Here is a 10,776-nt window from a genome sequence, read left to right on the forward strand (position 1 = left end):
TCGCCGGCGCACCACCCTGATCCACGAGACACCCCCTAGCCGACTGCCGGCGCCGTCGCGGTCCTGGCCTTCTTGGCGGACTGCTCGGTCGCCTCGGCGCCGCCGCCGCCGCCGCTGCCGCCGGTGCTGGGCATCCAGCCCATGGTCGGGGCGGACGGGTCGTCGGACTGCGCGGCGGCGTCCGGGCCCCACGGGGCGGCGGCGGGCTGCTCGGTGACCGGTCGACCCACGCGCGCGCCGACGTCGCCGGGTGCGGGCTCCGTGAGCATGGGGGCTTCGGCCTTGACCGGCTCGGGCCGGGCGGGCTCAGCGGCGGCCGGCTCCTCGTGTCTTGCCGGCTCGTCGTGCCAGGACCGCTGCGGCTCGGCCTCCTCCTGGTAGCCGTGGTCGGGCTCGGGGTCGGGCTCCGTGTACTCCTCCTCGTCCTGGTGCTCCGGCTCCGCCAGGCCGTGCTCGGCCAGCGCCGCCTGGTAGCCCTCGTCGTAGCCGTCGCTGAAGCCCTCGGCGTAGGGGTCCGGTGCGGCCTCCTCCTCTTCGCCCGGCTCGCAGGCGTCCGGCGCCTGGAACGTCTCGACCGACGGCGCGCCGCCCGCGGTCGTGCCGTCGCCGGGCCACGACCGGTCAGGCGTCGAGCCGTCGTCGACGCTCCACCCACTGTGGTCCGGCAGCCCCGACGGGGTCTGCACGGCCTCGGGCGCGACCCGCGCGTACGGGTCGGCGGCAGGCGGTTCGGCGGTCGGGGTGACCCCGGGCACCACCACGGACTGCCCCGGCAGGCCGGGTGCGCCGTAGGGCAACGGAGGAGCGGGCAGCGCGTTCGGGTCGGCGGGCACGGCGTCCGACTCTTCGGCGAGGCCGGGTGCGCCATAGGGCACCGGGGGAGCGGACAGCGCGTACGGCTCGGCGCCCGGGTCCACCGCGAGGCCGGGCACGGCGGTGGGGCCCGCCGGGAGGCCGGCCACGGCCTCCGGTGTCTCCGTGGGTTCCGGGGTCAGGCCGGCCGCCGGGTCGGGCGTGGCGGTCGCCGTGGGGACGACCGCCGGCGCGCCCGGCTCGGCCGCGCCGCCACCGATCCCGCCGGCGCCCGCGGCCGGGTCCGGTGTGGCGGTCGGATCCGGGGTCGCGGCGGGATCAGGCAGCAGCCCCGGGTCCGTGAGCAGGCCAGGGTCGGTCAGCGCGTTCGGGTCGGAGAGCAGGTTCGGGTCGGTCAACAGGTTCGGGTCAGGCAGCGCGGTCGGGTCGGCCGTGGCCGTCGGGTCCGGCAGCGCGGTCGCATCGGGGAGGGCGGTCGCATCGGGGAGGGCGGTCGCGTCGGGGAGCGCGGTCGGGTCCGGGAGGGCGCTCGGGCCGGGCAGCGCGCTGGGGTCCGGCGCGAGGGGCATCACACCGGACGGCGCCGGATCGGGGGTGGCCGTCGACCCGGGAGCCACGGCGGCGGCCGGCGGCGCGGTCGTGGGCGCGATACCCGGGGCCGTCGGCTCGACGGTGGGGGCCACCTGGGGCGCGACGGTCACGCCGGGCACCGCGGGCGCCAGGCCCGGGTCCGCGGTCGGAGTCGCCGTCGGTGCCGGCGCGACCAGCGGGGCGACCCCGGTCGCGGCCGGCTCGGGCGAGGGTGTCGGCGTCAGCGCGGGTGCGGGCTGCTCCTTCAGCGGTGCGGCGCCGGGCCCCGCGTCCGGCGCGACCGGCAGCGCCCCCGACGGCTGCGGCGCCGGCGCGGCTCCGGGCGGCGCGCCCGGCACCGGTGCGGTCAATGGCGGCAGGGGCACGTCCGTCGGCGCGGGGTCGAGGTAGACCTCGCCACCGGGCGACGGCTCGGCCCACTCGTCGGACGAGTCGGCAGGCGGCCCCGCGGGCGGCCCCGCGGGCGAGTCCCTGGTCGCGCACATGTCCGTACCCGTGCCGCTGATGTCCGACTGCACGCGCGCGAACGCGGGCACGCCCGCGAGCAGGCCCATCGCGCTCATCACTGCCACGGCACCAAGCCGCGCACGCTTCTTCATCGTGATCCCCCGTAAGAACGCCCGTAACATCGGCACCGAGCCGGACACGCGACCCGTCCAGGCCTGTACGGCCGATATTGCCGGAAAACCACGGCACAAAAGATGAGAATCCGGAGAATCCGTCTCACATCTGGCGTCACCGCCGGTTCGCCGTTTGCTCAACCTGCGGACGCCCATAGATCGGCGGTTGGGCATCTCTCGACCGCTAACCTGCGCGTCATGAGCCTGCTCTCCGTCGCGCACCGGGCCGGCAACACGCTGGCCGGCCTGGGCGCCGCGCTCGCCGCCGGTGTCGACCTGGTCGAGGCCGACGTGCACCTCTACCGGGGTGTGCTCGAGGTCCGGCACCGCAAGGCCATCGGCCCGCACCTCTACTGGGAGCAATGGACCGAGGTCAACCGCCGGCGCAACCTGGCCGTGCCGTCGCTGCCCGACCTGCTGGCCGCCGCGGCCGGCGACCCGCGGCTGATGCTCGACCTCAAGGGCCCGTCACTGGCCGTCGCGCCGCAGGTCGCGCAGGCGTTGCGGGACCACGCGTGCGGCGTACCGGTGGCGGTGTGCACCAAGCAGTGGGCGATGCTCGACGCGTTCGCCGGCCAGCCGCACGTGCGCCGCGTCCTGTCCGCCAGCGACCCGGTGCAGTTGGCCCGCCTGCGCGCCCGCCTGCGCCGCGGCCGGGTGGACGGCGTGTCGATCCGCCTGCGGCTGCTGAACGAGGCCGTGGTCGACGAGTTGCGCCGGGCCACCGACGTGGTGCTCGCGTGGCCGGTGGACACGCCGGCGGCGCTGGAGCAGGCGACGCGGGTCGGCGTCACCGGCGTCATCAGCAAGAGCCTCCCGATGCTCGCCGGCCTCCGCACGCCGGCGCCCCGGATCGGGCTGGCCGCCTGAGGTCAGCGGCGAGCGGGCCAGGCCCCACGCCCCGACCAGCAGCAACACGGCGGCGCCGGCCAGCGCGGTGCGCGGACCCGCGCCGTGCGGCAGGGCGGTGTGGAAGGCCACGATGCTGAGCAGGTAGCTGGCCACCGGGTTGGTCACCGACCCCGCGGTCACGGCGGCGGCCAGCGAGCCGGACGCGAACGCCTGCTGGCCGAGCAGCAGGGCGCCGAGAATCGCACCCACCAGCGCGTACGCGGGCCAGTCGGTCATGGTTCTGGCCAGCCCGTGCTCGGTGACGCTCTCGCCGGCCACCTTGAGGAGGACGGCGCTGAGCGCGGAGCAGAGCGCGCCGCCGACGGCGAGCAGCGTCGCGTACCCGAAGCGGTCCTTGCGTTTCGCGGCCGCACCCACCAGCAACCCGGCCAGCACCGCGGTGGCCGCCGTCGCCAGCAGCACGCGGTCGGGATCGGAGTGGCCGTGCGCGGGGATCGCGCCCTTGACGGTGAGGAACAGCGTCAGCGCGCCGACGATCGCGGTCGCCGCCAGCCAGTCCGTGGTCCGTGGCCAGGTCCGGGTGCGGCGGGCGCCCAGCGGCAGCGCGAAGAGCAGTTGCGTGGCGAGCAGGGGCTGCACGAGAGCCACGGAACCGAGGTGCAACGCGGCACCCTGCACGCCGGCACCGAGGGCGCTGGCCACCTGCCCGGTGACCCAGGTGGGCGAGCGGACCAGGCGGTGCGCGACGCCCAGGAGGGGCAGCGGGCCGCGCCGGCTGGTGCTGGACCGCGCGACGCGCTGGGCACCGTGCTGCTGCAGGGCCGCCGCCAGGGAAAGGAGGACGGCGGCCGCCAGCGCGAGCAGCACGACGACGAGCATCCGCACCTCCCGCCGCGAACGATCTCACAGCTCGGGCCGGGTGTAGCCGCCCGCGCCCGACCGGTCATCGGATGTTCATCGCTCGTCTGGACACGGCCGGGCAGAATGTGCCGGATGCCGACCGTCACCACCGTTGCGTCCAACTCGGTGCCCTTCACCGACCTGCAGACCGTCTTCGGCCGTCGCGGCGCGGCCGCGGGTTGCCAGTGCCAGCGGTACAAGCTGAATCCGCGAGAGCACTTCGCCGGGTTCCCGGTCGCCGAGCGTGTCGACCGCCTGCGCGCCCAGGCAGAGGACCCGTCCGGGTTGGTCGCGTACCTCGACGACGAGCCGGTCGGTTGGTGCGCGGTCGAACCCCGCCCGGCGTACCACGGGATGGTCCGCAACCAGCGCGTGCCGTGGCTGGACCGGACGGAGGACAGGGCCGACGAGACGGTGTGGGCGGTGACGTGTTTCGTCACCCGGGCGGGCTTCCGCAAGCGCGGTGTGGCCGGCGAGCTGGCCCGGGCCACGGTGCCGCACGCCCGGTCGGGCGGAGCCCGGGCCGTCGAGGGGTACCCGATCCTCACGAAGAAGGTGCTCTTGACGGAGCTGCACGTCGGCACGGCGGGGATGTTCGAAGCGGCCGGCTTCGTCGAGGTCGCCCGGCCCACTCTGCGCCGAGCGGTCTACCGCGTCGACCTCTGACCGAGGTGACGCCCGCCGGGTTTACGGCGCTAGTACCCCGGAAGGTGCCGGGAGTGTCCGGCTTCCGTACACGGGGAAGGGTTGTTTCTTTTGTTCCGCTCTCACGGGGTTGTCCTGCTGGTGGCTGTCGCCGTGCTCGCCGCGGGCTGTGGTGGAGGTGAGCCGGCCACCGGTGGCGAATGGGTGGCGGCGCCGCCGGCGTCGACCGCACCCGCACGTTTGGCGAAGGTCACCTCGGCGTGCAAGCTGCTGTCCGCCGCCACGGTGATGAAGGTGCTCGGTCCCACGTCGAAGTCCACGCTGAAGGCGCGCGAGCTGCCGGTCGACAAGTCGGACGGCGAGGTCGCCTACAGCTGCGCGTACGGGAAGGACGGGCAGGAGCCGTTCGCGCTGACCGTCTCGACCCGGCCCGACCAGTCGGCGAAGGCCGAGAGCACGATCGAGACCATTGCCGCCGCGAGCGGGGTCGAGACCACGCCGGTCGACGACCTGGGCACGGCCGGTGTCGGCTACGTCAAGGACGCGTTCCGGGTCGTCGCGGTGACGGTGCCGTACGAGACCGACCTGCGCCTGGTCATCTTCGCCGCACCGCAGATCGTGCCGCAGGCGAAGCTGGTCGAGGTGCTCGGTCAGGTGGTGACGAAGATCTGAGGTCAGTCGGCCGGGCCGGCGTAGTCGCCGCCGAGCCCGGTCGCCTCGTCCGCCTGCGGGTCGTAGACCACCAGGCCGTGCTTCTGCGCGAGCTGGAGCACCAACTCGACCGCGTCGTCACCGAGCGGCGTGTGCGCGATGGACATCGCGACGTGCTCGACACCGACGGCGAGCGGCCTGGTGACCCAGGGTGACTCACCCTCGTGCGTGGACAGGTCCGGGAAAGCGGCCCGCAGATCGCCGTGGAAGGCGGCGATCCGCGGGTCCGGCTCGCCGCCGTCGTGCGACCGACCGGCGCACCGGTCCGCCATCGCCCGCACGTCGTCGAGGGACGCCGCGGTGCCGGCAGCGAGCACAACAAGGTCGAAACTCACCACCCCATGATCCCTGACGCCCGTGACCGAGGGTTCAGGTGGGGTCACGCCCTACTGTGGACTCAGAAACTGTGTATCAGAAGAAGTGGCGGCGACGGCGGCGGCCGGCACCGAGGGCGTCGGCGACCTGTCGCATGCCCTTCGTCATGCCGCTCGGGCCGCGGCGGGCCTCGACGACCTGGCTGACCTTGCGGATGCCGGCGGCGGCCAGCGGCAGGGCGACCGCGACGATGGCCCAACGGCGGACGGCGGTGGCGAACATAGCGGCGTTCCTCCCTCGATGCGACAGATGGTGTCCCTAATACCCCCTCGGCGGGTGACTATGCGCATCATCCGGGCCGCACGGGGTAGTCGCCGGGGATGAAGGTCGTGGTCGTGGGAGCGTCCGGCAACGTCGGCTCGGCGGTGCTGCGCCGGCTGGCGCGGGAACCCTCGGTGACGGAGATCGTCGGCGTGGCCCGGCGGGTGCCGGACGCGGCGGCCGGCGCGCCTTACGCCGGTGTGGACTGGTGGACGGTCGACGTGGGCCGCCCGGGTGCGACGGGTGCGGTGGCCGAGGCCGCCAAGGGCGCCGCCGCGCTGATCCACCTCGCCTGGCAGATCCAACCCAGCCACGACCGGACAGGCATCCGGCGTACGAACGTGCAGGGCACCGCGAACGTGGCGCTGGCGGTCGCGCGCGCCGGCGTGCCCGCGTTCGTGGTCGCGTCCTCGGTCGGTGCGTACGCGCCGGGACCGAAGGACTACAAGATCGGCGAGTCGTGGCCGGTGACCGGCGTGCGCTGGTCCACCTACAGCCGCGACAAGGCGCATGTGGAGCGACTGCTCGACGAGGTCGAGGGCACGTACCCGACGCTGCGGGTGGTGCGGATGCGGCCGGCGCTGACCTTCCAGCGTGCCGCCGCGTCCGAGATCGCCCGGCTGTTCATCGGCCCGCTGGCACCGCTGGGCCTGCTGCGCTCCGGCCGGCTGCCGCTGGTGCCCGGCGCGCCACGCCTGCGCGTGCAGGGCGTGCACGCCGACGACGTCGCCGACGCGTACGTGCGTGCCGCGCTCGCCGACGTGCGCGGCGCGTTCAACGTGGCCGCGGACCCGGTGCTGGACGGCCCCACGCTGGCCCGCCGCTACCGGGGCCGGGTGGTCCCGGTGTCGTTGCTTTTGTTGCGGGCCGCGGCCGGCGTGACCTGGCACGCCCGCCTGCAGCCGGTCGAGCCCGGCTGGATCGACCTGGTCGCCGGGATGCCGCTGCTGTCCTCCGCCCGCGCCGTCGCCGAACTCGGCTGGCAGCCCCGGACCGACGCGCTGGACGCGATCGACGAACTCTTCGCCGGGCTGGCGGACCGGGCCGGCGCACCCACCGCCGCACTGCGGCCGGCCGGGGCCGGGCACTGACCGATGGTGGGGTTGAACGCGCTGGTCAACCCGGTCGTGCGGCTCGCGTGGGCGTTGCGGTTGCCGATCCCGGGCGACGCGTTGCTGGAGACGACCGGCCGGCGGACGGGCAAGCGCCGGCACACCCCGATCTGCGACGGTCTCGACGGCGACGTGTTCTGGCTCGTCGCCGTCGACGGCCGGGCCGACTGGGTGCGCGACCTGGACGCCGACCCGCACGTGCGGGTCAAGGTGAGCCGCGGCCGCTGGCGCACCGGCACCGCCCGGGTGCTGCCCGACGACGACCCGGTCGCGCGCCGGCGGACCATCGGCGAGACCAACCTCGCCCGCCGGCTCTGCGTAACGACCGCCGCGCTCTCCGACAATGACCCGGTCACGGTCCGCATCGATCTCGACGTGACCTGAAACGCGCGTGACGCCGCGGGAGTCTGCAAGTTAGCCTCTCCTAACTTGTCGAGGTTGGGGTGGGGATGACGGAGGCCACGGGCGGCGCGACCCGCCGGCTGATCGGTGGGATGTTCCGGCGCCAGCGCCGCGGGGTCGCGTTGACCGCCGGGTTCTGGTCGTTGCACCAGCTCTGCGAGGCGCTCGTGCCCGTCGCCATCGGTCTGGTCGTCGACCAGGCCGTCGGCACCGGGTCCGTGACGGCGATGGTGTGGTCGCTGCTCGGCGTCTTCGCGCTGTTCACCGCGCTCACGATGGGCTGGCGCACCGGGCTCTGGTTCCTGTCGAAGGCCGAGCTGGAAGAGGCGCACCTGCTGCGGCTGCGGGTCGTCCGGCGGGTGGTCACCGGGCGCGGGATCAGCACCGACCGGCAGACCGGCGAGCTGCTGTCCATCGCGACCTCCGACACTCAAGGCGCTGCCGAGCTACTGGAGCTGGGCAGCCGGGTGGTGTCCGCCTCGATCGGCCTCATCGTCTCGACCGTCGTGCTGCTGCGGATCGAGTGGTCGCTCGGCATCGGTCTGGTGGTCGGCATCCCGGTGCTCGTGCTCGCCCTCAACGCGCTCGGTCCGCTGGTCGAGCGGCACACCTCGGCTCGGCAGGAGGCCCTCGGCCAGGCCGCCGGCACCGCGTCGGACCTGCTCACCGGGCTGCGGCCGCTGCGCGGGTTCGGCGGCGTCGAGGAGGCAGCCCGGCGCTACCGGCTGGCCAGCCGCACGTCGTTGCGCGCCAACGTCGGCGCGGTCAAGGCCGGTGCCGCGTTCGTCAGCGTGTCCACGTTCACCACCGGCCTGCTGATCGCGGTCGTCGCCGCTCTCGCCGGCTGGTTCGCGCTGCGCGGGCGGATCACCATCGGCGAGCTCATCACGATCGTCGGCCTGGCCGCGTTCATCACCGACCCGGTGCTCAATCTGGCGGACTGCGTCTTCCGGCTGGCCACCGCCCGGGCCAGCGCGGCCCGCGTCGCGGAGGTCCTGGAGGCGCCGGAGCTGGCCGGGTCCGGTGACGTGGCGGCGGTGCCGGGCGAGGTCGTGCTCGACGACGTGCACACGACCGGCCTCGACGGGGTCAGCCTGACGGTGCGGCCGGGCGAGCTGCTCGGCGTCGTCACCAGCGAGATAGCCGCGGCGGACGCCGTCACCGAGCTGCTCGCCGGCGCGCGGCAACCCGAAAGCGGCGCCGTGACGCTGGCCGGCGTGCCGCTGACCGAGCTGGACATCGCCTCCCTGCGCCGGGTGCTGCTCGTCGAGCCGCACGCCGTCGACCTGTTCGGCGAGACGCTGCGCGAGGCGTTACGCACGGACGACGGGCCACCCGACGACGCCGCGATGGCCTCGGCCATGGCGGCGGCCTCCGCCGGCGACCTGGGCGGGCTCGACCACGCGCTGCTCGACCACGGCACCAACCTCTCGGGCGGTCAGCGGCAGCGGGTCGCCGTCGCCCGGGCGTTGCTGGCCGACCGGCCGGTGATGGTGTTCCGCGACCCGACGACGGCGGTCGACGCGGTCACCGAGCACGCGATCGCGGAGGGCATCAGCGGGCACCGGGCCGGTCGGGCCACGGTCCTGGTCACCACCAGCGCGCCGCTGCTCGACCGGTGCGACCGCGTGGTGTTCGTCTCCGAGGGCCGGGTCGCCGGCACGGGACGGCATCGGGATCTTCTTGCCGTTCCGGCGTACGCGGATGTGGTGTTGCGATGATTCTGCCCATCGCGAGCGGGCGCGCGACCGCCCGCGCCTTCGGCCGCAAGCTGCGCCGGCACCCGCGGCTCGGTGTGCTCGCCGTGCTGGTCTCGGCGGCGGCGAGCGTGGCCGCCGTGATCGTGCCGATCCTGCTCGGCCGCATCGTCGACCTGGTGATCGCCCGCGGCGGCACGCACGAGCTGCTCGGCCTCGCGGCCTGGACGCTGGTCGCCGGTCTGGCCGCGGCGGTGCTGACCGGCGTCGCCCGCTGGCTGGTCGCCGAGTGGGGCATCCGGGCCTGCGCCGACCTGCGCGAGGAGGTGCTCGACCACGCGCTGCGGATGGACGCGGCCCGGCTCGAGGCCGCCGGCGCCGGCGACGTGGCGTCCCGCGTCACCGACGACGTCGAGCAGGTGACCGACGCGACCCAGCTCGCCGCCCAGGTGTTCGGCGCGATCGTCACGGTGGTCATCACGTTCGCGGGCTTCGCCACCCTGGACTGGCGGATCGCGCTCGCGTTCCTCGTCGTGTTCCCGGTGTACGTGGTCGCCCTGCGCCGGTTCCTGCCACAGGCGAAGGCCCGGTACGCCACCGAGCGGCGGGCGGTCGCGGTGCGCACGCAGAGCCTTTTGTCCACATTCAACGGTGCGCGGACCGTGCACGCGTACGGGATGGAGGACCGCCAGAGCGCCCGCGTCGAGCAGGCGTCCCGCGGCGCCGTGGACGCGCGGCTGCGGGCCGTGCGCGGCTTCCTCTGGTTCGCCAACGTGATGAACTACGCCGAGGCGATCGGGCTCTCCGCCGTGCTGTTCACCGGCTTCCTGCTGGTCCGCGCCGACGCGAGCACGGTCGGCGAGGTGACGGCGGCGGCGCTGCTCTTCCACCGCCTGTTCGGCCCGCTCGGCATGCTGCTGGTCACGTTCAACGACGTGCAGTCGGCGGGTGCCGCGCTGGCCCGGCTGGTCGGCGTCGCCGATCTGTCGCTGCCCGCACGCGCCGGCTCGGCTCCGCCACGGGTCGCCACCGCCGTCGTCGCGACCGGGATCCGGCACCACTACCTGGACGGGCCGACCGTGCTGCACGACGTGTCGGTGGAGGTCCCGGCCGGCGGGTCGCTCGCGGTCGTGGGGGAGAGCGGTGCCGGCAAGACCACGCTCGCGGCCATCCTGGGCGGCGTGTTCCCGGCGTCGGGTGGCTCGGCCAGCCTGGGCGGCAAGCCGATCGCCTCACTGGCGCCAGACGAGCTGCGCCGCCTCGTCGGCGTGGTCACCCAGGAGGTGCACGTCTTCGCCGGCACGCTCGCCGACGACCTGCGGCTGGCGGTGCCCGAGGCGACCGACCAGGAGCTGCAGGCCGCCCTGAAGCTGGTCGGCGCCGACGAGTGGGTGGCGGCGCTGCCGGCGGGCCTCGCCACCCGGGTCGGCGACGGCGAGCACCCGCTGTCCGCGAGCCAGGCGCAGCAGTTGGCGCTGGCCCGGATCGCGCTGGTCGACCCGCCGGTGGTCATCCTGGACGAGGCGAGCGCGGAGGCCGGCAGCGCGGGCGCCCGCCAGCTCGACCAGGCGAGCGCGGCCCTGCTACAGGACCGCACCGCCATCGTGGTCGCGCACCGCCTGACCCAGGCACAGACCTGCGACCGCATCGCGGTGATGGCACACGGCCGCATCGTCGAGATCGGCACGCCGGCGGAACTGATCGCCGCCGGCGGCGCCTACGCCACCCTCTGGGCGGCCTGGCACCGGTAGGGCGTGTCCTGCCGATCAACGCGGCCTGCGACGGGCCCAGGCGTCG

Annotated in this window: 10 protein-coding genes; 6 read left to right on the top strand and 4 right to left on the bottom strand. The window is 74.8% G+C overall.

All coding sequences use genetic code 11. The annotated features are described in order from the left end of the window. Window positions 1-35: 35 nt before the first annotated feature. Both Air01nite_RS39360 and Air01nite_RS39365 read right to left on the bottom strand, forming a co-directional pair. The gene (locus tag Air01nite_RS39360; protein WP_203708520.1) at window positions 36-2,003 is read right to left on the bottom strand and encodes a prolipoprotein diacylglyceryl transferase; all 1,968 of its coding nucleotides are present in this window, start codon (window positions 2,001-2,003) and stop codon (window positions 36-38) included. Window positions 2,004-2,492: 489 nt separating this feature from the next. After that, on the bottom strand, window positions 2,493-3,755 hold the full coding sequence (locus tag Air01nite_RS39365; RefSeq protein WP_203708521.1) for a DMT family transporter: 1,263 nt from the start codon (window positions 3,753-3,755) through the stop codon (window positions 2,493-2,495). A gap of 114 nt (window positions 3,756-3,869) precedes the next feature. On the opposite strand from Air01nite_RS39365, the gene Air01nite_RS39370 reads away from it, so the two are divergent. Together Air01nite_RS39370 and Air01nite_RS39375 are read left to right on the top strand one after the other, a co-directional pair. Continuing rightward, on the top strand, window positions 3,870-4,442 hold the full coding sequence (locus Air01nite_RS39370; protein ID WP_203708522.1) for a GNAT family N-acetyltransferase: 573 nt from the start codon (window positions 3,870-3,872) through the stop codon (window positions 4,440-4,442). A 120-nt stretch (window positions 4,443-4,562) separates the two neighbouring features. Further along, on the top strand, window positions 4,563-5,093 hold the full coding sequence (locus Air01nite_RS39375; protein WP_203708523.1) for a hypothetical protein: 531 nt from the start codon (window positions 4,563-4,565) through the stop codon (window positions 5,091-5,093). Between the two features lie 2 nt (window positions 5,094-5,095). On the opposite strand, the gene Air01nite_RS39380 is transcribed toward Air01nite_RS39375, so the two are convergent. Both Air01nite_RS39380 and Air01nite_RS39385 read right to left on the bottom strand, forming a co-directional pair. Further along, complete coding sequence (locus Air01nite_RS39380) at window positions 5,096-5,467, bottom strand: hypothetical protein (protein WP_239091276.1); 372 nt, start codon at window positions 5,465-5,467, stop codon at window positions 5,096-5,098. Window positions 5,468-5,543: 76 nt separating this feature from the next. After that, on the bottom strand, window positions 5,544-5,729 hold the full coding sequence (locus Air01nite_RS39385) for a hypothetical protein (protein WP_203708524.1): 186 nt from the start codon (window positions 5,727-5,729) through the stop codon (window positions 5,544-5,546). A 98-nt stretch (window positions 5,730-5,827) separates the two neighbouring features. Between Air01nite_RS39385 and Air01nite_RS39390 the strand changes: the two genes are divergently transcribed. The 4 genes from Air01nite_RS39390 (at window position 5,828) to Air01nite_RS39405 (ending at window position 10,730) form a co-directional block, all read left to right on the top strand. After that, window positions 5,828-6,859, top strand: coding sequence for an NAD-dependent epimerase/dehydratase family protein (locus Air01nite_RS39390; RefSeq protein WP_203708525.1), 1,032 nt, complete (start codon window positions 5,828-5,830; stop codon window positions 6,857-6,859). A 3-nt stretch (window positions 6,860-6,862) separates the two neighbouring features. After that, window positions 6,863-7,264, top strand: coding sequence for a nitroreductase/quinone reductase family protein (locus Air01nite_RS39395; protein WP_203708526.1), 402 nt, complete (start codon window positions 6,863-6,865; stop codon window positions 7,262-7,264). 65 nt (window positions 7,265-7,329) lie between these two features. Continuing rightward, entirely contained in the window at window positions 7,330-9,003 is a 1,674-nt protein-coding gene (locus tag Air01nite_RS39400; protein WP_203708527.1) for an ABC transporter ATP-binding protein, read from the top strand. Continuing rightward, a complete protein-coding gene (locus tag Air01nite_RS39405) occupies window positions 9,000-10,730 on the top strand; it encodes an ABC transporter ATP-binding protein (protein ID WP_203708528.1) in 1,731 nt (576 codons plus the stop codon). The genes Air01nite_RS39400 and Air01nite_RS39405 overlap by 4 nt, the downstream gene beginning before the upstream one ends. Window positions 10,731-10,776 lie beyond the last annotated feature (46 nt).

This window comes from Asanoa iriomotensis, assembly GCF_016862515.1.
Classification (GTDB): Bacteria; Actinomycetota; Actinomycetes; order Mycobacteriales; family Micromonosporaceae; genus Asanoa; species Asanoa iriomotensis.

Excerpts from the sequence above, each read along its gene's own strand:
- Air01nite_RS39360 (WP_203708520.1), bottom strand. The coding sequence starts at position 2,003 with ATGAAGAAGCGTGCGCGGCTTGGTGCCGTGGCAGTGATGAGCGCGATG.
- Air01nite_RS39365 (WP_203708521.1), bottom strand. The coding sequence starts at position 3,755 with ATGCTCGTCGTCGTGCTGCTCGCGCTGGCGGCCGCCGTCCTCCTTTCC.
- Air01nite_RS39370 (WP_203708522.1), top strand. The coding sequence starts at position 3,870 with ATGCCGACCGTCACCACCGTTGCGTCCAACTCGGTGCCCTTCACCGAC.
- Air01nite_RS39385 (WP_203708524.1), bottom strand. The coding sequence starts at position 5,729 with ATGTTCGCCACCGCCGTCCGCCGTTGGGCCATCGTCGCGGTCGCCCTG.
- Air01nite_RS39390 (WP_203708525.1), top strand. The coding sequence starts at position 5,828 with ATGAAGGTCGTGGTCGTGGGAGCGTCCGGCAACGTCGGCTCGGCGGTG.
- Air01nite_RS39395 (WP_203708526.1), top strand. The coding sequence starts at position 6,863 with ATGGTGGGGTTGAACGCGCTGGTCAACCCGGTCGTGCGGCTCGCGTGG.
- Air01nite_RS39400 (WP_203708527.1), top strand. The coding sequence starts at position 7,330 with ATGACGGAGGCCACGGGCGGCGCGACCCGCCGGCTGATCGGTGGGATG.
- Air01nite_RS39405 (WP_203708528.1), top strand. The coding sequence starts at position 9,000 with ATGATTCTGCCCATCGCGAGCGGGCGCGCGACCGCCCGCGCCTTCGGC.